The 23,643-nt window shown below is 32.4% G+C and carries 25 protein-coding genes; 14 read left to right on the top strand and 11 right to left on the bottom strand.

Annotated features, from left to right (window positions below; all coding sequences use genetic code 11):
* The first annotated feature begins 206 nt into the window (after window positions 1–206).
* From ACT53I_RS02150 to ACT53I_RS02140, 3 genes are read left to right on the top strand one after another with little or no spacing between them, the layout of a single operon-like run.
* Window positions 207–773, top strand: a complete 567-nt coding sequence (locus ACT53I_RS02150) for a 1-acyl-sn-glycerol-3-phosphate acyltransferase (RefSeq protein ID WP_371487475.1) — start codon at window positions 207–209, stop codon at window positions 771–773.
* Window positions 774–794: 21 nt separating this feature from the next.
* A complete protein-coding gene (locus ACT53I_RS02145; RefSeq protein WP_476079370.1) occupies window positions 795–1,220 on the top strand; it encodes a PaaI family thioesterase in 426 nt (141 codons plus the stop codon).
* Complete coding sequence (locus tag ACT53I_RS02140; RefSeq protein ID WP_476078230.1) at window positions 1,220–2,188, top strand: chorismate-binding protein; 969 nt, start codon at window positions 1,220–1,222, stop codon at window positions 2,186–2,188. Before ACT53I_RS02145 ends, ACT53I_RS02140 begins: the two co-directional genes overlap by 1 nt.
* 30 nt (window positions 2,189–2,218) lie before the next feature.
* Here the strand turns inward: ACT53I_RS02140 and ACT53I_RS02135 are convergent, their stop codons facing one another.
* The 9 genes from ACT53I_RS02135 to ACT53I_RS02095 form a co-directional block, all read right to left on the bottom strand.
* Window positions 2,219–2,416, bottom strand: a complete 198-nt coding sequence (locus ACT53I_RS02135) for a hypothetical protein (RefSeq protein WP_069797026.1) — start codon at window positions 2,414–2,416, stop codon at window positions 2,219–2,221.
* Window positions 2,417–2,449: 33 nt separating this feature from the next.
* The gene (locus ACT53I_RS02130; protein WP_374449645.1) at window positions 2,450–3,046 is read right to left on the bottom strand and encodes a MarC family protein; all 597 of its coding nucleotides are present in this window, start codon (window positions 3,044–3,046) and stop codon (window positions 2,450–2,452) included.
* 45 nt (window positions 3,047–3,091) lie between these two features.
* Window positions 3,092–4,804: a BatD family protein gene (locus ACT53I_RS02125; protein WP_476078229.1), complete on the bottom strand. Its 1,713-nt coding sequence runs from the start codon at window positions 4,802–4,804 to the stop codon at window positions 3,092–3,094.
* Window positions 4,805–4,807: 3 nt separating this feature from the next.
* A complete protein-coding gene (locus tag ACT53I_RS02120; RefSeq protein ID WP_476078228.1) occupies window positions 4,808–5,599 on the bottom strand; it encodes a tetratricopeptide repeat protein in 792 nt (263 codons plus the stop codon).
* 122 nt (window positions 5,600–5,721) lie between these two features.
* Complete coding sequence (locus ACT53I_RS02115) at window positions 5,722–6,729, bottom strand: vWA domain-containing protein (RefSeq protein WP_476078227.1); 1,008 nt, start codon at window positions 6,727–6,729, stop codon at window positions 5,722–5,724.
* 9 nt (window positions 6,730–6,738) lie between these two features.
* Window positions 6,739–7,722: a VWA domain-containing protein gene (locus ACT53I_RS02110; RefSeq protein ID WP_476078226.1), complete on the bottom strand. Its 984-nt coding sequence runs from the start codon at window positions 7,720–7,722 to the stop codon at window positions 6,739–6,741.
* Between the two features lies 1 nt (window position 7,723).
* A complete protein-coding gene (locus ACT53I_RS02105; protein WP_476079369.1) occupies window positions 7,724–8,623 on the bottom strand; it encodes a BatD family protein in 900 nt (299 codons plus the stop codon).
* Between the two features lie 121 nt (window positions 8,624–8,744).
* Window positions 8,745–9,608 (bottom strand): DUF58 domain-containing protein, encoded by an 864-nt coding sequence (locus ACT53I_RS02100; protein ID WP_476078225.1) that lies wholly within the window; start codon window positions 9,606–9,608, stop codon window positions 8,745–8,747.
* Window positions 9,609–9,682: 74 nt separating this feature from the next.
* On the bottom strand, window positions 9,683–10,687 hold the full coding sequence (locus ACT53I_RS02095; protein WP_213195561.1) for an AAA family ATPase: 1,005 nt from the start codon (window positions 10,685–10,687) through the stop codon (window positions 9,683–9,685).
* A 290-nt stretch (window positions 10,688–10,977) separates the two neighbouring features.
* Here ACT53I_RS02095 and ACT53I_RS02090 point away from each other — a divergent pair, with 290 nt between their 5' ends.
* The 11 genes from ACT53I_RS02090 (at window position 10,978) to ACT53I_RS02040 (ending at window position 21,255) form a co-directional block, all read left to right on the top strand.
* A complete protein-coding gene (locus ACT53I_RS02090; RefSeq protein WP_069797034.1) occupies window positions 10,978–11,448 on the top strand; it encodes a DinB family protein in 471 nt (156 codons plus the stop codon).
* A 284-nt stretch (window positions 11,449–11,732) separates the two neighbouring features.
* Complete coding sequence (gene rlmB, locus ACT53I_RS02085) at window positions 11,733–12,461, top strand: 23S rRNA (guanosine(2251)-2'-O)-methyltransferase RlmB (protein ID WP_476079368.1); 729 nt, start codon at window positions 11,733–11,735, stop codon at window positions 12,459–12,461.
* A gap of 246 nt (window positions 12,462–12,707) precedes the next feature.
* The gene (locus tag ACT53I_RS02080) at window positions 12,708–13,760 is read left to right on the top strand and encodes a DUF6263 family protein (RefSeq protein WP_476078223.1); all 1,053 of its coding nucleotides are present in this window, start codon (window positions 12,708–12,710) and stop codon (window positions 13,758–13,760) included.
* A gap of 3 nt (window positions 13,761–13,763) precedes the next feature.
* Window positions 13,764–13,997, top strand: coding sequence for a hypothetical protein (locus ACT53I_RS02075; RefSeq protein ID WP_185097657.1), 234 nt, complete (start codon window positions 13,764–13,766; stop codon window positions 13,995–13,997).
* A gap of 111 nt (window positions 13,998–14,108) precedes the next feature.
* Complete coding sequence (locus tag ACT53I_RS02070) at window positions 14,109–16,676, top strand: YfhO family protein (protein WP_476078222.1); 2,568 nt, start codon at window positions 14,109–14,111, stop codon at window positions 16,674–16,676.
* Between the two features lie 52 nt (window positions 16,677–16,728).
* On the top strand, window positions 16,729–17,397 hold the full coding sequence (locus ACT53I_RS02065; protein ID WP_476078221.1) for a hypothetical protein: 669 nt from the start codon (window positions 16,729–16,731) through the stop codon (window positions 17,395–17,397).
* A 44-nt stretch (window positions 17,398–17,441) separates the two neighbouring features.
* Window positions 17,442–18,794, top strand: a complete 1,353-nt coding sequence (locus ACT53I_RS02060) for a glycosyltransferase family protein (RefSeq protein WP_476078220.1) — start codon at window positions 17,442–17,444, stop codon at window positions 18,792–18,794.
* A 1-nt stretch (window position 18,795) separates the two neighbouring features.
* Window positions 18,796–19,389 (top strand): DUF2202 domain-containing protein, encoded by a 594-nt coding sequence (locus ACT53I_RS02055; protein ID WP_476078219.1) that lies wholly within the window; start codon window positions 18,796–18,798, stop codon window positions 19,387–19,389.
* 139 nt (window positions 19,390–19,528) lie between these two features.
* On the top strand, window positions 19,529–20,194 hold the full coding sequence (locus ACT53I_RS02050) for a DUF2202 domain-containing protein (protein WP_476078218.1): 666 nt from the start codon (window positions 19,529–19,531) through the stop codon (window positions 20,192–20,194).
* 8 nt (window positions 20,195–20,202) lie between these two features.
* Window positions 20,203–20,568 (top strand): hypothetical protein, encoded by a 366-nt coding sequence (locus ACT53I_RS02045; protein WP_476078217.1) that lies wholly within the window; start codon window positions 20,203–20,205, stop codon window positions 20,566–20,568.
* Between the two features lie 45 nt (window positions 20,569–20,613).
* Entirely contained in the window at window positions 20,614–21,255 is a 642-nt protein-coding gene (locus tag ACT53I_RS02040; protein WP_476078216.1) for a DUF2202 domain-containing protein, read from the top strand.
* A gap of 72 nt (window positions 21,256–21,327) precedes the next feature.
* Here ACT53I_RS02040 and ACT53I_RS02035 read toward each other — a convergent pair whose 3' ends face one another.
* Both ACT53I_RS02035 and ACT53I_RS02030 read right to left on the bottom strand, forming a co-directional pair.
* Window positions 21,328–22,311: a PLP-dependent cysteine synthase family protein gene (locus tag ACT53I_RS02035; RefSeq protein WP_476078215.1), complete on the bottom strand. Its 984-nt coding sequence runs from the start codon at window positions 22,309–22,311 to the stop codon at window positions 21,328–21,330.
* Window positions 22,312–22,409: 98 nt separating this feature from the next.
* Window positions 22,410–23,639, bottom strand: coding sequence for an ABC transporter permease (locus tag ACT53I_RS02030; protein ID WP_476078214.1), 1,230 nt, complete (start codon window positions 23,637–23,639; stop codon window positions 22,410–22,412).
* Between the last annotated feature and the right edge of the window lie 4 nt (window positions 23,640–23,643).

Here is a 23,643-nt window from a genome sequence, read left to right as displayed (position 1 = left end):
TTCGCTAAGTGAATGAAACTCACATAAAACAAACAAAAAACACTTGAAATTATGATACAATTTGTCTTAGAAATCGTGATGAAAATAATGGAGTTCATCAGCAGTCTATTTTAGAAAGATTATAATCTATAAAATAATTATATTTGCAAGTAACCTTTTTGCTAGGGTTACTTGTTTTGTTTTTTAAAGAGAAAAATATGAAATTTATTAAGAAAATTATCGCAAAGTTTATCCTTTGGGTTTGGGGTTGGAAGATTGTGTTAGAAGGTCCCGCAAGTAATTTAGACCGTTGCGTTTTAGTAGTAGCTCCACACACTGCTAATGATGAATACATTCTAGGAAATCTAGCTTATTGGGTTCTGGACAAGAAACTAAAAGTTATCATAAAAGATGCTCACACAAAGGCTTGGTACGGTTTTATTGTAAAAGCATTGGGCGGAGTTGGAATCGATAGAAGCCAAAGAAATGACTTGGTAAATTTTGTAAAAAATGAATTTGCCAAAGATGATTTCAGCTTAGTAATTACACCAGAAGGAACCAGAAGTCTTGTTAACAAATGGAGAAAAGGATTCTATCATATGGCAAAAGAATCAAACGTTCCTATCGTTATTGCTGCTGGAGATTTTAAAACCAAAAGTATTCATTTAGGTAAACAAATTTCTGTTGAAGACATTCAGACCAGAAGCTACGAAAGCATCATGGAAGAATTACAAGAATATTACAAAAAAATTACTCCAAAATATCCAGAAAAGTGGAATCCAAAAATCTACTAATCTAAAAGTTGAATTTTTATGATGACCAACGAAGAAAAATTAGCACAGCTCAACCTTTGGAATAAAAACACTTTAATGGAAACTTTAGAAATCGTTTTCACCGATTTGGGAGACGATTATTTGGTAGGAACTATGCCCGTAAATTCTAGAGTTCATCAGCCATTAGGTTTATTACATGGTGGCGCTAATATTGCATTTGCAGAAAGTTTAGGCTCATGTCTTTCTAATATTTTGGTAGCTCAAGAAGGAAAAGCTGCTGTAGGAACCAATATCAATTCTAATCACCTGAAAAGTAAAACCGAAGGAACCGTTACAGGAACGGCTAGAATGATTAGAAAAGGACAAACCCTCCATTTTCTGGAAATAGAAATAAAAGACGAAAACGGAAGTTTACTGTGTCATTCTACGATGACAAACATGGTGATTAACCGAAAAATAGAAAAGTAATGAAAGCTATTTTCAGATTACCTTTTGACGAAAAATTTATCCTAATACATCATCATGAAGCTGCAAGAAATGTGGCTTCTTTTTTTCCTTTTACCAATGGGAAAACCATTCATTTACAAGCAGAAAATCTAGAAGTTTGTACTTCAGAAGAACTCGAATCTTCCTTTTTTGAGGTAGAAAATTTTCCTGAAATGAATGCTGAACTAAATATTCCTCAGCATGAAGAATATCTCCAAAAATTAGACAAAGCGATTGAAATCATCAAGCAAAATAACTTGCCAAAATTGGTTATTTCTAGACCTATTGCTAAAGAAATTTCTTCCATCAATTTAGAAGAAACCTACCAACTGCTTTGCAAAAAATATCCCAATACACTTTGTTATCTTCTCATTACTGATGAAGAAATTTGGATCGGTGCAACACCAGAAATTTTAGGAAAATTCAATAAAAAAACACATGAGTTTTTCACCATGAGTTTGGCAGGAACACTTCCCGTAGATGAAGAATGGAGCGAGAAAGAAATCGAAGAACAAAAACCTGTTACCCATTATATTTCTGAAATTTTAAAAAAATATGCTGTTGAAATTGCACAGAGTGAAACATACAATCATATTTCGGGGAATATTAAGCATCTCAGAACTGATTTCACTGCAAAAATTGGAGATAATAGGCTTGAAGAATTAATTGAAGAACTCCACCCTACTCCTGCAGTTTGTGGAATTCCAAAAGATTTTTGCAAAGAAAAAATTATAGAAATCGAACAATATAACCGTGAATTTTACGCAGGTTACATTAAAATAGAAACCGAGGAAGAAATTTATTACTTTGTGAATCTTAGATGTGCAAAAATTTACAAAAATCAAGTAATCGCTTTTGCAGGTGGCGGAATTACGGCACTTTCTTCGCCAGAAAAAGAATGGCGAGAAACCGAACTGAAATCTCAAGCTATTCTTCATCATTTACAATAAAAAAATCCGCTTCTAGAAGCGGATTTTTCATTAACTATTTTTCTGCGAAAGTTTTTTCCAAGTGTTCATAACCAGAGTAACTAAAATTCCTATAATAGATGCGACTATAGAGAATAAGAATTTATTGTTTTCTGAATGCATAAAACCTAAATTCCAGTCGATTGCATAAAGATTAACTCCTAAAAATATAATAAAAAGCACTAAAAAAACTTTGTAAAACGTTGTCATTGGTATGAGATTTATGATTTAATATTGATAATTTTAAAATTGTACGTAAGTAGAAAATAACTGCGCAAAGTTAGCGGTAAATAATTTAATAGAAATCGCTAAAAGGATAATTCCAAAAACTTTTTTGAAAATCATCAGCGTAGCATCTCCTATTTTTTCTTCTAAGAAATTGGCAGATTTTAGTACGATGTAAACCAAAATGGTATTGAGCAAAATCCCTAAAATAATATTCACTACATGAAATTCTGCACGAAGTGATAACGTTGTAGTTAGTGTTCCAGCTCCTGCTACTAAAGGAAACGCAATCGGAACGATAGAAGCTGCCTTCACATTTTCTACTTTGTGAATTTCTATTCCCAAAATCATTTCCAAAGCAATAATAAAAATAACCAAAGCACCTGCAATCGCAAACGAATTCACGTCTATCCCGATGAATTTTAGCATTTCTTTTCCTACAAAAAGAAAAACAATCATCAATACTCCTGAAACAATCGACGCTCTTTCTGCATCAATATGCCCGAATTGCTTTCTAAGAGAAACAATAATAGGAACAGAACCTAAAATATCGATTACTGCAAACAAAACCATAAAACAAGTCAAGGTTTCTTTAAAAGAAAACGATTCTAACATAGTGTGATTTTTTTATTATTTTCACAAAAGTATGAAATACTTTTATTATTCCATAATTTCAGTATATATCGCAGCTATGGAATTGTAAAGCTCTTCTAAATGGTAGTCGTCATGAATAGGCGAGTATTTTTCTATTGAAATTTGTTGTTCTAGATTTCTAAAATCTTCGGTGAACTGAGAACCTTTGTAATTTTCTAAAAAAGCTTTCAATCCCATTCCAAATTTTTGCTGAATATGCTGTTCTGCATCTTGTTGCAACTCTTCATAAGTAGCAAAAAATGCTGAATAGTCTCTGTTAGACAAAAGCGTTTTCAGATATTCTAAATTAGCTTCAAAGCCTGGTTTTAGAAGATTTTTAATTTTTTCTTCTTCTTCTCTAATGGTAGTAATGGGTTTATTTTCAACAGTAACTAGAGCTTTTTTCTTAGGTCTAATCCACAAGAAGAAAAGGAAAGTTCCCATTACAAGAACTGCCAAACCAGAAAATAAATTTTTAAAATTAAAACGGTAAGACTGTGTATGTTTTTCTTTTTCAATAACAGGTAAAGGAACGCTATTTAAAACATTGGCAGTATAATCATCCACAATATCAATAGTTGATTTCTGCGCTGCAATTTGAGCTGAATTTAGGACATTCAACACAATACTTTTCACACCCAAATCAATGTACTGATTCAGTTCTGGATTGAAAAACGAAAATGGTTCAGTAGAAATATTGATTTTCCCTTCATGCTTAGGAATCACCACATATTTTGCAGTAATTGAACCTTTCACTCCTTCTTTATTGGTAGATAATTTGCTTATAATCTGAGGTTTGAAAAAAGTATAATCTTTAGATTCTATTAATTTCGGCAATTTATCTTCGTCTAAATTTCCTAAACCAGAAATTTTCACCAAAACGTCAATCGGTTTGTTTACTTCCAGAGGTTCTGTTTTTGCAATTTCTTTAATGGAAACATGAAATTTACCTACCGCATTTTTAAAATTCTCTGGAGAATCTTTCGGCAAAGTTTTTACATTAATTTTAACCTTATTCGAAACAATTTTACTGATTTCTGGAGTTTTCACCATTGCCGAAACTGGCTCTATTTCTACATTACCCGCTTCTTCTGGGAAAATAATAAACATAGCAATCACTTGCGAAGCCATTTCGCCATTTACATTTTCTATGTCTTGTTTTTTGTAACTGATAGGCTTAATTCTCGCATTATTCTGTTGCGGAAATTTTATATTTTCTAACTTTCTGAAGTTATCATAATTCTTGCTATAAGCTCTTAAAACCGCTACAGTTGGCTGATTTTCATAAACTTCCTTATCTTGAACTTCTACATTCAGATAAACGTCTTTAGAAAGATATTCTGTTTCAGCTCGTGACGTTTCTTTCACCAGAATGTCAAAAGGTTCAGACTTATAGATTTTACCATTTACGGTAAGTAAAGCCGAGCCTATTTTCACTTTTCCCGTAACTTTTGGCTGAAGATATAATTGATAAATGATTTGGTTTACTCTAATTCCTCTTTTTTGGTCAATGAATGTATTTTGTTCGGAAGCACTTCCTACAATATCGAATTTTGATAAATCAGGAAGACGAAGCGGACTCTGCTGTTCCATGTTTTCGCCTACCACTTCTTGTACAATGGTGAGAACAACGGGTTCATTTTGCTTCGGTTCTTTGGTGTTGACATCAGTCAAAACGGTAACTTGTCCGTAAGAAATTGCAGACATTACAAAAAATAATATGTTGAGAATTTTTTGCATTAATTACCAGTCTTTTGTATTGCTTTCTGGTGAATAGTAACCATTTTTATTGAGTAACTTTTTAGCGGTTTCTCTTTCTTGATTTGCACTTCTTTGCAGAATTAATTTTTGCAAATCTTTAGGAATTTTATTTGGGTCATTAGGATTTTGCGGTTCGTTTTTCTGATTTTGTTTTTCCGCTCCTTGATTTCCTTTTCCTTTATTTTGGTCACCTATATTACCGTTCGGTTGATTTTTGGTATTGTTATTTTTATTTTCTTGATTTTGATCTCCTTGCTGATTTTGATTATTATCTTGGTTTTTATTTTGGTTATTTTGTTGATTTTGTTGTTGGTTTTGTTGATTTTGTTTATTGTCTTTTTGCTTTTGCTTCTTCTTTGCAATTTGTAAATTTTTTAAAATCGCTTCATTATCTGGATCGAATTTCAAAGCATTCTTATAAGCATTGACTGCTTTTTCGCCATCACCATTTTGAAGATGAGCATTTCCTTCGTTGTAATAAGAAGCTGCTTTTTCATCTTTATTATTGGTGTTTTTTTGAGCTTTTTGATATTCGGCAATCGCTTCATCGTACTTTTTTATTTTATACAAAGAATTGCCCAAATTATAATGCGCACCAAAATCTTTTTCATTTTTTTTCACCGCTTCCGAAAATGTGGAAGTAGCTTCGCCATACTTTTGTTTGTCGAAGCTTCGGTTTCCTCTGAAGATTAGGGTGTTTAAACTTTCTTGGGCCTTAACGGCAATTAGACCAAGAAAAAATAAGCTAATATGTACAAAAAACTTTCTCAACATTTGTTGGTACAAAAATATCGCTTTAATTGTTAAAATTAAATCCTAAAAATGTTAAATAATTGATAAAAAATAGTTTTTTGAGACTAAAATTCAAGGTTTTGCGTTTTCTAAAGTTTTCATTTTTAAAAATTGAAATCTTTTTTAGGATTAAAAAGAAAAATAATGACAAATATAAAAAGCGAAACGCCCAAAAACCATGGGTAATAATGCACCGCAGATTGTGTATTTACCAATGTTTCAGTAGCTCCTTTTTGGTTTCTGAGTTGCAAAACAATTTTATTGACTGCTCCTTCCATATCATTTCCGTCTACATATTCTCCGTTAGTATCAAAAGCGAGAGACATCAATGCTTCCGTTTGTCTTTTGGTAATAATTGTCTCGCCGAGAATATCAGTTTTGTAACCCATTAATTGCCCAAATTCATAAATAGGAATTGGCGCTCCATCTTCTTTTCCTATTCCTACGGAATTGATGGTTATTCCTTGTCTCAATGCTTCATCTATCGCCGCTTTGTCATTTCCTTCATTATCTTCGCCATCGCTAATTAAAACGATTTTTCTAGCACCTTTCGGAACATTTTTAAATTTTTCTGTGGCTACTTCTATTGCTTTTAGAAAATCTGTCCCTTGTTTCCCAATCGTAGTGGTTTCTATCGCTCCAATATACGTTTCGGCAGCAGAATAATCTGTAGTCAAAGGCATTATAGATTGTGCATCTCCTGCAAAAACTACGATTCCTACTTTGTCATCGCCCAAATTTTGTATGGTATTAATCAAAATGTTTTTGGCTTGTTCTAATCGAGAAGGTTGCACATCTTGCGCGTTCATAGAGTTAGAAACATCTAGCAAAAAAATCACAGAATTTACTTTTTGTTGGATTTTCATCTCTTCTTTTCCTCCTAGAAAATCTACCATTGCTAAAATCAAAAACACAAAAGCCAACAAATATAAAACTGGGAAAAATTTAGAAAATTGATAATTTTTTGGAAACAAATCTTCTTGAAATTGAGTTTCAGCAAAAATATTTCTCCTTTCTGATTTCCATTTTTTGAAACCAAAAAGAAGCCACGCTATTACTGGCAAAAGCAATAACAACAATAAATACCAAATATTTCCTAGACTAAAATTCATTTCTATTTTTTAATTAAAAATCCTGAAAATTCTCCATCTTAAAACTGCATCTATCAATAAAAACACCAAGGCAATCCAAAGAAAAACCCTGAAATATTCTTCGTAATTGTAAATTTTATTGGTTTTAATTTTCGATTTTTCTAAAGAATTAATCTCGTTATATACATTTTCTAAACTAGTATTAGAAGTGGCTCTGTAATATTTTCCACCTGTTAAAGTCGCAATTTCAGAAAGCGTAGCTTCATCAATCTGCACTTCTTGCTCGAAAAATTGTATTCCAAAAGATGTAATCTGCGGAAATAATGCGAAACCATTCGTTCCGATTCCTATCGTGTACACTTTAATTCCGTAAGATTTTGCCAATTCGCCTGCAAATTGTGGTGGCATCGCATTCGGAACCGTATTTACACCATCAGTCATTAAAATAATGATTTTAGACTTTGACTTACTGTCTTTCAAATGATTTACTGCTACAGAAAGTCCTTCTCCAATTGCTGTTCCTGTAAGTTCTTCACTCGGACTCATGTCTCTAATTTCATCTAAAACCACTTGATGGTCAGAAGTGAGTGGAACTTTTGTAATTCCTTCTCCCCAATATTCCACAATTCCTATTCTATCGCCTTCCCTTTTTTTGACAAAATCCGTTGCTATTTTTTTCAAAGCTGTAATTCTATCAGGCTCTAAATCTTTGGCCAACATACTGGGCGAAATGTCAATCGCTAAGAAAATATCAATGCCTTTGGTTTCGTCTCTATCGCTAAAAATGGTGTAAGTTCTAGGCCTTGCCATAGCAATAATCAGCGTAGAAAGAATGATGTATTTAGAAAATTGTAAAAATTTTTGAACCCAAGAAAAACTTCCTGCTACAGACATATTTCGGGTAGTCGGAACATTGATTCCCGAATTTTTCTTCTTGCTAAAATCCCTTATCAAAAGCGGAATAAAAAGCAAAAAGAGCAATAAAAAATATGGACTATCTATCTGAAAATTCATCTTAATGCACTTCTCTTAAATGTTCTGCTTCAATATCTGTAACCGAACGCTCTACAAATTCGTAAATATCTATAAAATCACGCTCCATCAATTCTTGATTCGGAAGTATTTTGGCAAATTTCACCAAATCTCCTCTTAGAAAAACCTCCTCCACTATTTTTTCATTCTCAGGCGAAATTTTATTGGTATGTTTCATCACATCGATTAAATCATCGGTCAGTAAAACATCTGCAGGAATGTGATATTGTTTTACCAAAAAAGCTCTTGTTATGTCTATCAATTCTACATAAAACATTCTGTAATTGCCTTTTTCTGCGTATTTCTTCTTTTCTAGATTTTTTAGATCTTGCAATGTTTTATGAATCGGACTTTTCTCTTTTCCTGAATTTCTGAAAACGCCATTTTTAAAGAAACTTAAAAATAAAAACAGGGAAGTAAAAATCACCAAACCTCCTAAAATATACCATTTGTACATTTCCCAATAATCGCTGAAACCCAAATCAACTTGCTTATTATTCATTATATCGTTGATTTGATCATCTGCATTTACAGGATTATAAACCGTGATTTCATAGGGAATCGTTTTGATGGATTCCGTTCCATTTATAGAAAATTCAAGTTCTGGAATGGTAAATTTCCCTTCTTCAAAAACCTGAAACTCTATAGTTCTGGTGTATTGATCGTAAGTTTTATTGATTTCGTCTTTTGTTTCTTCTAAATGAAAAGGCAAGAGTTCATTTTTAGGTTTAGAAATCACATCTTTTCCTTCTAAACCATTGATGGTTACTCGAAAGGTTGCTTTTTCGCCTAGCGCAATTTTTTCTTTAGATAAATTAGAAGAAAGCGTCTGCGCAGAAAAACATTGAGCAACAAAAACAAACAACAAAGCCAATTTTTTAATCACTCCAAAAGCAACAAAAGGCCATTTAAACCTTTTCAGATTTGGCGAAACTTTATCGAGTTGTCTGTCTATATATTGATTGAAAATTTTTAAAAAATTTTTCTTCATTAATTGCTATTTTCTATTTTTTCTGAAAATAATTATACAAAACCTTGGTATAATCTTCCTCTGCTTTCACTTCTACAAAACTTGCAGAACTTTTCTCAAAAGCTTCTCTCAGGTGTCTTATTTTTTGTTTCTGAGCTTCTGCATAATTGTAACGCCATCTTTGGTTAGACGTATTTACCCAAATTTGTTTTCCTGTTTCTATATCTCTGAAGAAAGCATAACCTACATCTGGAATTTCATTGTCTTTTTCATCAAAAACTCTCAAGCCTAATAATTGATGTTTTTTGGAAGCGATTTTCAATAATTTTTCGTCAAACTCATCAGCGAAATCAGAAAAAAGAAACGCTAGAGATTTCTTTTTGAAAACATGCATCATATATTCTAAAGCCGCATCTATATTGGTTTCTGCCTGCATATAATCTGCGGTCAAAATCGTGGAAATTATGGCTAAAATATGTTTTCTGCCTTTCTGTGGCGGAATGACTTTATATACTTTATCCGCAAACAAAATAAGCCCCACTTTATCATTATTTCCTGCCGCCGAAAATCCTAAACTTGCCGAAATTTCTGCTACCAATTCACGTTTCAGTTGAATTTTTGTTCCATAATTCATGGAAGCAGAAATATCTACCAAAATCATCATGGTGAGTTCACGTTCTTCTTCCATCACCTTTACATAAGGCTCTTTGAAACGTGCGGTTTTGTTCCAATCAATTCTGCGAATATCATCTCCAAATTGATACGGACGAACTTCTGCAAAAGCCATTCCTTGACCTTTAAAAGCACTGTGATATTGCCCCATCAAAGTATTTTCCGTTCTTTTTCTAGTACGGATTTCTATTTGTTTTACTTTTTTTACAATATCTTTAATCTGCATAATATGGTTGTTGGTTATCGGTTGATAGTTGTCAGAAATTACAATCAACCAACAACTATTAACTGACAACTAAATTACGGCGCTTGAACTTTCCCTAAAATTTTATCTACAATTGCGTCTGCATCTACATCTTCTGCTTCCGCTTCGAAGCTGAGACCAATTCTGTGACGCAAAACATCTTTTGCAATCGCTTTCACGTCTTCAGGAATTACAAAAGCTCTACCTTTCAAGAAAGCATAAGCTCGTGAAGCAATCGCTAGATTAATAGAAGCTCTAGGTGAAGCCCCGAAACTGATGTAATTTTTCAGTTCAGAAAGTCCATATTTCTCTGGAAATCTGGTCGCAAAAACCATATCAAGAATGTATTTTTCTATTTTTTCGTCTAGATAAATTTGATTGATGATTTTTTTAGCTTCCACAATTTGCTCCAAAGAAATCACTGGTTTTATTTGAGGAATATCCGAAGTAGAAACCATTCTCATGACTTGTCTTTCTTCTTCAAACTCTGGATAATCAATTTTGCATTTCAGCATAAAACGGTCAGTTTGTGCTTCTGGCAAAAGATAAGTTCCTTCTTGGTCAATTGGGTTTTGAGTTGCTAAAACCAAAAAAGGTGTTGGCAATTTCATGGTTTCATCACCAATCGTCACTTGTTTTTCTTGCATCACTTCCAAAAGTGCAGATTGCACTTTTGCAGGAGCACGGTTGATTTCATCCGCCAAAACAAAATTTGCAAAAACAGGACCTTTTTTAATGGAAAAATCGTTTTCTTTCACATTATAAATTTGCGTACCGATAACGTCTGCAGGCAATAAATCTGGCGTAAACTGAATTCTAGAAAACGCTCCATGAACCGCTTCTGAAAGGGTTTTGATGGCTAAAGTTTTTGCCAAACCAGGAACACCTTCCAGCAAAACGTGACCATTTCCTAGCAGACCAATCAAAAGTCTATCTACCATGTATTCTTGTCCGATAATTGCTCTGTTAATTTCCTTTTTCAAAAGTGAAAAGTAAACGTTCTGTTCTTTTACTTTTTCGGTGAGTTGTTTAATATCTTCGGCTTGATTAAGTTCTTGCATAATTTTTTGAAAAATTAGACTGTAAATTTCACGATTTTCAAGGAATTGGCAACACAATTAATGCCAAATTTTGGTTAAAGTTTGTTAAAAAAAGATAGAAGTCGGAAGTCAGAAGTCAGAAGTTAAAAAATTGACAATCTTTTTCCGCACAAAAACAATCATTAAAATATTGATTTTCAATAAATTAAAACAACAAAAAAACTTTAAGAATATTTTATAAAAAACTTCCATCTTCCATCTTCCATCTTCCGTTCAATTTCAGTATTTTTGGAGATTAAAATCAATTTTAAATGAATACTCATTTTCAAAATCATAGAGCAGTAAGAAAAAACCTTCTGAATATTCTACAAAATACGTCTCACAAAGACTTGTTGACCATTCCAGATGGTTTTAACAATAATATTTATTGGAATATTGCACATTGCGTAGCTACTCAGCAACTTTTGTGTTATTATTTAAGCGGAAATCCTTTTAGAATAGACAAATATTGGGTAGATACTTACAAAAAAGGCACTCTTCCTAATCTGGATGTTTCTGAATCTGAAGTGGAAGATTTAGGTTTCCTACTTATCGAGACTTCTAAAATTCTGATGAAAGATTATGATGATGATTTTTTCCCAGATTACACCGCTTATTCTACAAGTTTTGGAATTGATTTAAAAAATATTCAAGATGCAATTATTTTCAACAATATGCACGAAAGTTTACATTTTGGATACGCAATGGCTCAAAAACGTGCTTTAGCTGGAGAACAGTTTTAGGTTAAGGTTAAGGTTAAGGTTAAGGTAAAGGTAAAGGCAAAATTTAAATCTTGCTCTGTGAGAGCAAAAAGTTTGTAGAATACAGTAGAAAAATATCATTTTGAGTTCCGTAGGAACGACACAAATAGAATTCAAATTTAAAAATCAAAAAATTGGGAGAATTTAATAAAAAATATAACTCAGGCGAGAGAAGAAGTTTTGGTCCAAAAAATTTCGATAGAAAACCTCGTTTTGAGAACAATCGAAATTCAGATAACGAATCTAAAAACGAAAAAGAAGATTTCATTTTCGGTTTGAGACCTGTAATGGAAGCGATAGAAGCTGGAAAAACCATTGACAAAATTTTTGTGCAAGGCGGTTTACAAGGTGAGATTTATTCAGAATTAAAAAAATTACTGAAAAAACACAACATCAGACCTAACACGGTTCCAATAGAAAAACTGAATCGTTTTACGAGAAAAAATCACCAAGGTGTAGTAGCATTTATCTCAGAAATTCCGTTCTATAAAATCGAGGATTTGTTGCCACAGATTTTTGAGGAAGGAAAAGTTCCGTTTTTATTGATTTTAGACCGTTTAACAGACGTAAGAAATTTCGGAGCCATCGCCAGAACTGCAGAATGTGTAGGAATAGACGCAATTGTAATTCCAGACAAAGGAGCTGCTCCTATCAATTCTGACGCCATTAAAACTTCGGCGGGAGCGCTTTACAATGTAAAAATCTGCAAAGAAAATAATTTGGCTCATGTAGTAGATTTTCTTCAGCAGTCAGGAGTTACCGTTTTTGCAGCCACTGAAAAGGCAGAAAAAATGATTTATGACGCTCATTTTTCTGAACCTTGCGCTATCGTAATGGGAAATGAAGAAACAGGAATTTCTAAAGAAGTAATGCATCATGCTGATGAAAAAATAAAATTGCCAATCACTGGAAAAACACAATCACTGAACGTTTCTGTAGCTTGTGGAGCGATTCTTTATGAAGCAGTAAGACAGAAAATGATAGGAGAATTGTAGAAATAAAGAATTTTCAAAAATTCCTAAAAAAACCAAACCGTGAATTATAGCCCTGATTGACTCCTTAAAATCGTCGAACCACTTCGTTGGGTTTGAGCGATGTGTTTGAGCTCTTTTTGTTTTTTTCAGATGTTTCCACTCTGATCAATATGATAAAAAAACAAAAAAGCGAGTCGCGAAAGCAGGACTAAAAGTGAATAAAAAGGCAAGATTCTTGCTTCAAATGATACAAAATAATTAAAATCAATGAAAAAAATTACAGCAATTGCGCTGCTTTCAATAGCAATCGTTTCATGTCAAAAAGAAACAAAAACCGTAACCAAAGTTGACCCTAAAACTGGAAAAACCATCACTGTAGAAGTTCCTGTGGAAGATAAAGAAACGGCAAAAGTAGAAAATCCTGCCATTAAAGATTCTTTAGGTGTTTACCACGCAACTTTTAAATTAGAAAAAGGAAAAACGTATCCTTTCAGCACTTACCAAAGAGATGTGCAAACGCTTTCTGACGGGAAACAAAATATTTCTGGAACGAATGAATCTACAGACGAAATGACGTTTACCGTAGATAATATCGATGCAAAAGGAAACTACGAAATTTCTATGACGCTGGTTGGGAAAAGAATGTCTGCAACTTCTCAAGGAAAAACCCAAGCGATAGATACGAAAGGAAACGCTCCTGAAGATGCTCAACAAAAATTTATGTGGGCGGTACAAAAAGCACAAACAGGTAATAAATTAAAAATTACCATGGACAAAACTGGGAAAATTCTTTCGATTAAAGGTTTTGAACCTATTTATAAAAAAACCAATGATGCGGCTGCTTCGGTGATTAAAGATGCTGCTCAACTTAAAAATTTCATGGAAGGATTTAAATTGAGTTTCAACGAGAAATTTTTAAAAGAACAATTTGGAAAAAACCTAAATATTCTTCCAGCAAAAGGCGTAAAATTAGGCGGAACATGGACACAGTCTGACAATGTAACTCCAGATGGAAGTGTAAAAATAAATACCACTTATACTCTAGCAAAAGTAGAAGACGGAATTGCAGAAATTACCATAAAAGGAGGAATCCCTAGAAAAGCAAAAACACAGTCTAAAAACGGAATGACGCATTCTGTAAGCATAGAAGGTGTACAAACGGGAACCATAAAAATAGACGCCAATTCTGGTTGGATTCTAGGCTCTAAAATCCAAATGAACACTACAGAAAAAGAAAGTTTGAGCGACGGAAAACAATCTCAAAGCATGTCTAAAAAGACCAACTCTTTAGTTACAATCAATCCTAGTTATAAATTTTAAAAAATGGCACTGGTTAAATATTTATTCGAATTAGTTTTAGCAACCATCATTATATTCTTTGTTTGGAATATTTTGAAAAGGATATTCTTTAATCAATTTTATAAAAATTTCCCTAGTCTTAATCCTAGAAACAGAGAAAACGTTTCGCCCAAACCTGCAAAACCTACTAAAGAGCAAGTAAAATGGGATGCAGAAACTGTGGAATATGAAGAAGTAGAGGAGAAAAATCAGAGGTAAAGGTAAAGGTAGAGGTAGAGGTAGAGGTAGAGGTAAAGTGTCCTATAAAAATTCAAAAACAATTTGGAATTTATTCCGAGAAAAAATGAAATAAATTAATTTTTGCAAAATATGCTGAAAAATAAAAACATTCTTTACATCGTCATTTCATTGGCGATTTTTGTAGTTTTAGCTTTAGTTTACAACAGTCCTATAATTTCTGGGAAACAACTTTTGCAACATGACATTGTACAATACAAAGGTGGCGCAAAAGAACTACTAGACTACAGAGCCGAAAACGGCAAAGAAACTTATTGGAGTGATGCGATGTTTGGCGGAATGCCTACTTATCAGTCGGGTTCGCAGTTTAGAGGTGATATCATCAAAAAAATAGATGACACGCTGAACTTTTTGCCAAAACCTGCGAATTTTATTTTTCTGCTTTTTGCTGGATTTTTCTTACTCGGTTATGTTGCCACTAAAAATTGGAAATATGCTTTGTTAGGCGCCACTTTTTTTGGACTTTCCACGTATTTCTACATCATCATCGCAGCTGGTCATAATGGTAAAGTTGCCACTTTAACTTATTTCGCACCACTTTTAGCGGGAATTTCACTCGTCTATATTCGTAAAAAATATATTCTTGGCTTTATTGTCACTGCACTTTTCATGGGATTGCAAATTGCTGCAAACCATCCACAAATGACGTATTACCTTTTCTTGGCATTAGGATTTTTATTCTTGTCTGAGTTGGTAAGAGCAGCTACAGGAAAAACACCATGGAAACATTTTTTCATTTCTTCGGGAATTTTGGCTTTGGCGATGATTCTTGGAATTGGAATGAACAGTCAGAGACTTCTTGCCAATTCTGAATATGTGAAAGAAACCGTTCGTGGAAAACAAATTCTGAAATCTGAGCACAATGCTGCAGATAATGACGGAATGAAAAAACAAGAAATTCTGAACTGGAGCTATGGAAAACTAGAAACTTTGAACTTATTCATTCCAAGAGCAATGGGAGGAGCAAGCGATGAAGAAGGTTCAGATGAGATGATGAAAAAAGTTCAAGAATTAGTACAAGAAAATGTAACCTCTCAAGAAGAATATGACCAAATTTCTAAAGGATTTGGAGGAAGTTTAACCTATTGGGGAGACCAACCAGGAACATCTGGACCAGCTTATCAAGGAGCTATCGTGGTATTTTTAGCCATTTTAGGATTTTTCTTCGGGTGGAAAAAATACCGTTATTGGATTTTAGGCGCATCTGTACTTTCTGTGCTTTTAGCTTGGGGAAGTAATTTCATGCCGTTGTCTGAATTATTCATCAAATTTGTTCCGTTTTACGATAAATTTAGAGCACCAAGTTCTATCTTAGTTGTTGTAGAATTATTGTTCCCATTGATCGCAATTATTGGATTATACAGATTTTTCAATGACGAAAAACTTACCGAAGAATACAAACAAAAAGTTTTAGTTTACGGAAGTGCTTCTGTACTCGGAATTACTTTATTATTGGTAATTTTCGGGAAAAGTTTACTCGGATTTGCTACTTCAAACGAAACCGCCTATTTGCCTCCATATTTATTAGATTATCTGGTTGGCGAACGTTTCACGATGTTTAGAATAGATGCCATTAAAGCCATGATTTATGTTTCAATCACTGCTTTAGCACTTTATTTTGCATTGAAGAAAAAATTATCTCAAAACATTGCTTTAATCATTATAGGATTGGTAAGTTTATTTGATTTATGGTCTGTGAACAAACGCTATTTAAACAGCGATAATTTTGTAGATAAAGCTTTTGCACAAACTCCATTTGTGACCGAAAATTCAGATTATTTAGCTGGAAAAGCAGGCGAAAATCCTCTTTTAAATGATTTGCTTTCTAGAGCAAATATGAATAAAACTTTAGAAGAAATCACTGAAAAAGATAAAACACATTATAGAATTTTCAACCAACTTTTAGGACCTTTTAATGAAACCAATACTTCTTATTACAAAGCTTCTGTTGGTGGTTATCACGCTGTGAAATTGAGAAGGTATGACGATTTAATCAATCATTATTTCTATGCTGAAGATAGTGTGAAGTCTGCTCAAATTCAGCAAATTCTCAATTTATTGAACACCAAATATGTAGTTGGTGGAACTTTGGAACAACCTCAAGTTCAAATCAATCCGAATGCGAATGGAAATGCTTGGCTGGTTTCTGATATTAAATTTGTGAATACGCCTAATGAAGAAATAGATGAAATAGGAAATATAGATTCTAAAAAAACGGCGGTTATTTCGAAGGATGATAAAAAATATTTCGAAGGAAAAACTTTAGCAACTGATTCTACTGCCTTTGTAAATTTAACGAAATATCAAGCCGATGAATTAGAATATAAAACACAGTCTAAAACTCCACAATTGGCTGTTTTTTCAGAAATTTATTATCCAAAAGGTTGGAAAATGTTTGTAGACGAAAAAGAAGTTCCATATATCAAAGCTGATTATTTATTGAGAGCTGTTTACGTTCCAGCAGGAACTCACACGGTAAAAATGATATTCGAACCAGAAGTGATAGCCAAAGGAAAAACCATTTCCTTAATTGCTTTTGGATTGTTTGTATCGCTTTCTTTGGCAGGGATATTTTGGTTGTATAAAAATAAATATTCTGTCATTCTGAGCGAAGCAAAGCGCAGTGAAGAATCTGTTTAGATATTTTTCTCAAAAATACTTCTCTAAATTAAATTGACATAAATTTATATTTATGAAAAAAGAAAAAGGAATTTTATCAAGCTACGATTCACTGGACATTGACGAAGTAATTATTACTATTGAAAAAACTTTTCATATAAAATTCGATGAAAAAGATTTTGAAAAAGTAAAAACTTATGGTGAATTTGAAAAATTAGTTCTAGATAAAATTCAAGGAATTGAAATTAGTGATTGTACTTCTCAACAAACCTTTTATAATTTAAGAAAAATTTTAGTAGAAGAATTTAAAATTCCTTATAGTAAAATCAATTTAAACACTAAATTAACTGAGATTTTTCCCAAAAATAAAAGGAACAATGAAATCGAAAAATTAAAAAGATCACTAAAATTAGAAAACCAAATTTTAACATTCAGTAAAGAACAATTCATTATCTTAACTATAATTTTTATAACTTCGATTTACTTTTTGTTTACAAATTTTTTCTACGGATTATTTTTTTTAGTGATTGGGAAAATTTTATCTGAAGAAATGAAAAAGAATAATTTTTTATTCAAAAATTTAAGAGAGCTAACTACTACTCTTAAAATTAAAAACTATAAAAACTCAAGAAGAAATCCTGAAACTTACAATCCAAAAGAAGTAAAAGACATCATTAAAGAAATTTTTTCTGATTCTCTAGATATTGAAAAATCAAAAATTCACCACGAAACTATTTTATAAAAATCTATGATTTTTAGACAAGTCTCGACTTGTCCCTACAAAAAATGAAACCTGAAACAAAAAAAATATTAATCATCTCTTATTACTGGCCTCCAGCTGGAGGACCAGGAGTTCAGCGTTGGTTAAAATTTGTAAAATATTTACCAGATTTCGGTTGGGAACCTACGGTTTTTATTCCAGAGAACCCGAGTTATCCTATTGTAGATGAAACTTTGCAGAAAGATGTTCCCAAAAATCTGAAAATGATTAAAACCAAAATTTGGGAACCTTATCAATTGGCAGAAAAATTTGGGAAAGACAATAAAAAATTCAAAGCGGGACAGTTTGATGTAGGCGAAAATCAATCTTGGAAAGCCAAACTTTCGATTTTTGTTCGTGGCAATTTCTTTATTCCAGATGCACGTGTTTTTTGGGTGAAACCTTCTGTAGAGTTTTTAGAAAAATACCTAAAAGCCAATAACTATGATGTTTTGGTGACAACTGGCCCACCACATTCGTTGCACTTGATTGGGTTAGGTTTAAAGAAAATTTTTCCAGACTTAAAATGGATTGCAGATTTCCGTGATCCATGGACTGAAATTTCGTATTACAAACACTTGAAACTAACTAAAATTGCCGATAAAAAGCATAGAAAATTAGAATCTGAAGTGTTCAAAAATGCAGATATTACCTTGGCAACAAGTTATACCGATGCTGAAAATTTCAGAAAAAAAGGCGCAAATGCTTTTTGCATTACGAATGGATTTGACTCTGAAGTAAAGTCGCAGATTCGTGAATTTGTAGAATCGGTTGATAATAAAAACGACTTAACGACTTCGCAACTTAACGACTTTACAGAAAAATTCACATTAAGTTACATTGGTGTTTTAGAACAACTCAGAAATCCTGAAATTCTGTGGGAAACTTTAAATGATTTAGTTCAAGAAAATGCAGACTTCAAAAACGATTTTCAACTGAAATTTGTAGGAAGATTAGACGATAAAATATTACAAAAAATAGAAAGTTCAGCTCTTAAAAATAACTTAACCAATTTGGGTTATCAAACACATGATGTTGCCTTAAAACACATGCAAGATTCAACGGTTTTATTGATGACTAATTTCCCTCAAGAATCTTCAAAAGGGATTATTCCAGGGAAAATTTTCGAGTATTTAGCAACGGGAAAAACCATTCTTTCTTTCGGTCCAAAAGATGCTGATGTAGAAAAAATCTTGAACGAAACCAAAGCTGGAAAACATTTTGGCTACGAGGAAAAAGAAAATCTAAAGAAATTTATTTTAGAATCTTACGAAAATTGGAAATCTGGAACGCTGAACAAAAACGCTGTAAACATTGAGCAATTTTCTAGAAAAAATTTGACTCAGAAACTTGTCGATTTAATGAATAAATGGTTTTAAAATGAAATTTGTATTTGCTTTTTTACTTTCGCTATTTTTAGTTTCGTGTTCATTGATGCAACCGAGAACAGCTAGAACTACATCTCAGCTTTCTGAAAAAGAAATCACTACAATTACGCAACTCATTGGCAAAGAGAAAATTGCAAAAGAAGTTTACGAAAATTTTTATGCACAATATCAAAATAATCTTTTCGGAAATATTGCCAAAAGAAAGCAAAAACATATTGAAATTTGGAAAAACATTCTTGAAAAACAGAATATCACCGTTCTAGAAAATGAAAGTTTAGAAGAAACAGAAAACCTTAAAAATCAACTACTTTCGGAGGCGATAGATGAAACTTCGGCGCTGAAAACTGCTATAAAAATAGAAGAGCTAAATCTCAATGACCTCTATGTCGTAAGAAAAAACAGCCAAAAACCAAGCATTAGAGAAGCGGCAAATGGTATAGAATGCGGCACTAAAAATCATCTTTTTGTTTATTACAGAGCATTGAGAGAAAAAGGCGAAAAATACACCCATCAATACATTTCGGGCAAAAAATTTAAAAATGTTGTGAATGGTTCTGTGAATTATTGCAGCATAAAATACGACTAAAATTCTTTATTTTCTCATTGGTAAATTTTCATCCAATAATGGTAAAATTTATTGATTAATAGCACTTTACATTCATTTTAATCAAGATTCGACTTAACTTTCTGTTGTAATTTTTGTCTAATATAAAAATCTCACAGAAATGAAATCCAAATCTTTCACCTTAGTTATTCTTGTGATTTTTGGAATGGTAATTTTCACCAATTACACTTCTAAAAACACTAAAGAAACAGATGCTTCTTCTCTCCTTTTCATGCTAGAAGAAGAAAAATTAGCACATGATGTGTACACTTTTTTGTATTCAAATTGGGAAACTAGACCTTTTGCCAATATCAAGGAAAGTGAAAAAGTGCATATGCAAAAAGTACAAGAACTTTTAGACCAAAATAAAATTTCTTACGAAATTCTTCCTGAAGGAAAATTTAAAAATCAAAATCTTCAAAAATTATACAATGAACTTACTACAAAAGGAAAAGTTTCAGAAATTGAAGCTTTAAAAGCAGGAGCAACGATAGAAGATGTAGATATTTACGACTTGCAAAGATTAACCAAAGAAACTCAAAACCAAGACATCGCCAATGTTTACAAATTTCTAGAATGTGCTTCTAGAAATCATTTGAGAGCCTTTTCACGTAATTTAGAAATGAGAAATGCCAATTATGTTCCTCAGTATATTTCTAAAAATGATTACGAAAAAATCATCAATGCAGAACATGAACAATGTGGTCTTCAAAATGGTATGCAATGCCAAAATCAAGGAAAAGGTAGAGGAAATAGAGGAAGAGGAAATTGCATGAATAAATTATAAATAAAAAAGTGAAAGCAATCATTTCCATACTATTAATCATAACTATTTCGGTTCGTTCATTCTTACCAATAATTGATTATATGATTAATTATAAATACATTACTACAGTACTTTGTATAAATAAAAATCGTCCTGAATTGTTATGTAATGGAATATGTTATATCAAAAAAGAACTGGCAAAAACAGAACATAACACTGATAATGAAGTTCTTAAATTAAAATTATTAGATTTATTTGTGACTAACAAAATTTTTGAATTTGAAATTAGAGAATTTATTGAAAACATTGATAACCATCTAATTACAAATAAATGTTCTTTTTCCCCTCAAAAATTTTATGTTAAGTTTTTTCATCCTCCGATGTGGAAATTATAACATTAAAAAATTTACAATACTATTTAATTTTTAAACATTTATAAAATGAAAACATTTATAAAAAGCCTAACTATAGTTGTCGCTTTCTTGAGTTTAACTCAATGCAGCAGAAATGATAGCGATAATATTTCTCTAAATGATGAAACACGTAATATTGGAACCATAATTCCTTCGATAAATACTGATGAAAAAAGCAACTTACTTTTTATGTATGAAGAAGAAAAAATGGCAAGAGACACTTATTTATATTTGTATCAGAAATGGCAATTGGTAGAGTTTGAAAACATTCAGAAAAGTGAACAGTCACACATGAATGCCGTAGAAAATCTTCTTATAAAATATAAAATTGATTATCCTAAATTAGCAGTTGGTCAATTTCAAAATCAAGATTTACAAAATCTTTATAACCAACTTATTCTGCAAGGAAACAACAGTGCTATAGAAGCATTAAAAGTAGGAGCAACCATAGAAGATGTAGACATTAATGACTTGAAAAATTTAAGCAAGACTACTACAAATACTTTAATATTAAAAGTGTACAGTAATTTAATGTGTAGTTCTAGAAATCATCTCAGAGCATTTTCTAGTGCCTTAAAACTCCAAAATGTAATTTATGTTCCTCAGTTTATTTCACAGGCAGATTATGACGCTATCATTCATTCGCCAAATGAAAATTGTGGAAATTAATTTTGATTTGATATGAACAATCGGGAAGATTGCTCTTCCCGATTTTATTTATTTTGAATAGATTATTTCTTATTAATCTAGCCAACCCATTTCTTTCATCCAGTCATCATTGTAGATTTTTCCTACATATCTAGAGCCGTGGTCATGAAGCAAAACTACTATGATATCATCTTTGGTAAATTGATCTTGCATTTGCTTAATCGCAGCAATCGCACTTCCTGCAGAATAACCACAGAAAATTCCTTCTTCTTTAGCTAATTTTCTTGCATAAATCGCACCATCTTTATCGGTAACTTTCTCGAAATGGTCTATCACAGACATGTCATAGTTTTCAGGCAAAATATCTTCGCCAATTCCTTCTGTAATATAAGTGTAAGCATTTTCTAAGTGAATTTCACCCGTTTCATGAATTTCTTTCAAAATAGAACCATAAGTATCAACACCAATGACTTTGATGTCTTTACTTTTTTCTTTGAAAAAAGTTCCGCAACCTGTAATCGTGCCTCCAGTTCCTGCTCCTACTACAAAATGAGTCAATTTCCCTTCAGTTTGTTCCCAAATTTCTGGTGCCGTAGATTCATAATGCGCTGCTCTGTTAGAAAGATTATCATATTGGTTTACATACCAAGCGTTTTCAGTTTCTTCGGTTAATCTTTTTGCAGTTTGGTAATAAGAACGTGGATCGGTAGGTTTTACAGCAGTAGGACAAATCACCACTTCTGCACCTAAAGCACGTAAAATATCTGCTTTTTCTTTTGATTGTTTAGAATTAGTCACGAAAATACACTTGTAACCTTTAATAATTGCTGCTAAAGCCAATCCCATTCCTGTATTTCCAGAAGTTCCTTCGATGATGGTTCCTCCAGGTTTCAGACGACCGTCTTTTTCAGCATCCTCAATCATTTTAAGTGCCATTCTGTCTTTTACAGAATTCCCAGGATTGAAGGTTTCTACTTTCGCTAAAACCAATGCAGGAAAATCTTCTCCTAAAACTTTGTTTAGCTTTACCAGCGGTGTATTTCCTATCGTTTCTAAAATATTTTTTGCGTAGTTCATTGTAAAAATTTGAGCCGCAAAAATACGATTTTTATTTTTAGAAAATGACCAAAAATTAAAACCTGACCTTTAACTATTGATTAAATTTTAGAAAATAATTAATTATACTTAATCGCTTTTACAGGAGAAATTTTAGAAATCAGATAACTTGGCAAAATAAGAGCGAATGCAGAAATCGCCAAAATCCCAACAGAAATTCCCAAAATGTAAACAGGGTTTAAATCTACAGGAACCGTGCTTACATAGTAATTCTCTGGATTGAGTTTGATAAATCCGAAGATTTTTTGAAGCACCAAAAATCCTAAACCGATTACATTCCCCATAATTAATCCAGGAATCATAATCAGCAGAGTATAGTTGATGAAAATCGCTCGAATTTGTCCGTTGGTTGCACCCAATGTTTTGAGCATCCCAATAGAATTGGTGCGCTCAATTATGAGAATAAGCAAAACCATAATGATATTAATAACTACTACAATCAGCATAATCGTGATAATCAGTCCGATGTTGGTATCAAAAATATTAATCCAATCTACGATTTGAGGATATTTATCCGTCGCTTTTTCAGCGTAATTTTTGTAACCTATTAGCTTTTCAATTGTCGGATAAACAGCATCTATATCATCACTGTCTTTCAAGAAAATATCAATTCCTCCCACTTCCGTTTTTGCCATATCTTGAATTTTTCTCACGTGATTAATATCGCCGATGATAAACAAATCATCTATCATTTTGATGTCTGTTTTATAAATTCCAGAAATTTCAAATTTTCTGTAAATGGGTTGTTGGTCTTCTTTAGAAAAAATCGCTACAATGCTGTCTTTGGGTTTTAAATGCAAATCATTGGCAATTTTATCAGAAAGAATAACTTGATTGTTATAGCCTTCTTCGGTAAATTTTGGAACTTCTCCAGCTACCATAAAACTCTGAAAACGCTCTGCATCAAAATCTTTGGCAACACCTTTTAGAATAACGCCTGCAAAGTTTTCTTCGGTTCTCAGAATCCCAGAAACCGTAGCATAAGATTGCGTGTTAGAAACGTCCAGAAGATTTTGAATACCTTTTACATTTAATCCTTCTTTGTGAAGTACCGAAGAATTATAAGAGGAATTGCTTTTGGTAGATTTCACAGAAATGTGTCCCACAAAATCTGCCATACGATTTTTAATGGCTTTTTTGGAGCCTAAACCTGTAGAAACCGTCACCAATGAAACAATAATTCCCAGCGCTACAGAAAGCCTTCCGATAAAGACAATCACGCGTGAAAGATTATTTTTGTTATCTTTGGAGAACGCTATTTTTTTAGAAAAATATATTGGAAATTTCAAAATC

Source organism: Cloacibacterium sp. DMC96, from assembly GCF_056313765.1.
Note: the sequence above shows the minus strand (reverse complement) of the source record. Positions and strands in the feature narration are given on the sequence as shown.

Bases quoted from the DNA above. Each gene is read 5' to 3' on its own strand.
- ACT53I_RS02070 (WP_476078222.1), top strand. From the start codon at position 14,109: ATGCTGAAAAATAAAAACATTCTTTACATCGTCATTTCATTGGCGATT.
- ACT53I_RS02055 (WP_476078219.1), top strand. From the start codon at position 18,796: ATGAAATTTGTATTTGCTTTTTTACTTTCGCTATTTTTAGTTTCGTGT.
- ACT53I_RS02130 (WP_374449645.1), bottom strand. From the start codon at position 3,046: ATGTTAGAATCGTTTTCTTTTAAAGAAACCTTGACTTGTTTTATGGTT.
- ACT53I_RS02040 (WP_476078216.1), top strand. From the start codon at position 20,614: ATGAAAACATTTATAAAAAGCCTAACTATAGTTGTCGCTTTCTTGAGT.
- ACT53I_RS02110 (WP_476078226.1), bottom strand. From the start codon at position 7,722: ATGAATTTTCAGATAGATAGTCCATATTTTTTATTGCTCTTTTTGCTT.
- ACT53I_RS02075 (WP_185097657.1), top strand. From the start codon at position 13,764: ATGGCACTGGTTAAATATTTATTCGAATTAGTTTTAGCAACCATCATT.
- ACT53I_RS02080 (WP_476078223.1), top strand. From the start codon at position 12,708: ATGAAAAAAATTACAGCAATTGCGCTGCTTTCAATAGCAATCGTTTCA.
- ACT53I_RS02115 (WP_476078227.1), bottom strand. From the start codon at position 6,729: ATGAATTTTAGTCTAGGAAATATTTGGTATTTATTGTTGTTATTGCTT.
- ACT53I_RS02035 (WP_476078215.1), bottom strand. From the start codon at position 22,311: ATGAACTACGCAAAAAATATTTTAGAAACGATAGGAAATACACCGCTG.
- ACT53I_RS02125 (WP_476078229.1), bottom strand. From the start codon at position 4,804: ATGCAAAAAATTCTCAACATATTATTTTTTGTAATGTCTGCAATTTCT.
- ACT53I_RS02050 (WP_476078218.1), top strand. From the start codon at position 19,529: ATGAAATCCAAATCTTTCACCTTAGTTATTCTTGTGATTTTTGGAATG.
- ACT53I_RS02065 (WP_476078221.1), top strand. From the start codon at position 16,729: ATGAAAAAAGAAAAAGGAATTTTATCAAGCTACGATTCACTGGACATT.
- ACT53I_RS02140 (WP_476078230.1), top strand. From the start codon at position 1,220: ATGAAAGCTATTTTCAGATTACCTTTTGACGAAAAATTTATCCTAATA.
- ACT53I_RS02060 (WP_476078220.1), top strand. From the start codon at position 17,442: ATGAAACCTGAAACAAAAAAAATATTAATCATCTCTTATTACTGGCCT.
- ACT53I_RS02120 (WP_476078228.1), bottom strand. From the start codon at position 5,599: ATGTTGAGAAAGTTTTTTGTACATATTAGCTTATTTTTTCTTGGTCTA.
- ACT53I_RS02090 (WP_069797034.1), top strand. From the start codon at position 10,978: ATGAATACTCATTTTCAAAATCATAGAGCAGTAAGAAAAAACCTTCTG.
- ACT53I_RS02095 (WP_213195561.1), bottom strand. From the start codon at position 10,687: ATGCAAGAACTTAATCAAGCCGAAGATATTAAACAACTCACCGAAAAA.
- ACT53I_RS02145 (WP_476079370.1), top strand. From the start codon at position 795: ATGACCAACGAAGAAAAATTAGCACAGCTCAACCTTTGGAATAAAAAC.
- ACT53I_RS02135 (WP_069797026.1), bottom strand. From the start codon at position 2,416: ATGACAACGTTTTACAAAGTTTTTTTAGTGCTTTTTATTATATTTTTA.
- ACT53I_RS02100 (WP_476078225.1), bottom strand. From the start codon at position 9,608: ATGCAGATTAAAGATATTGTAAAAAAAGTAAAACAAATAGAAATCCGT.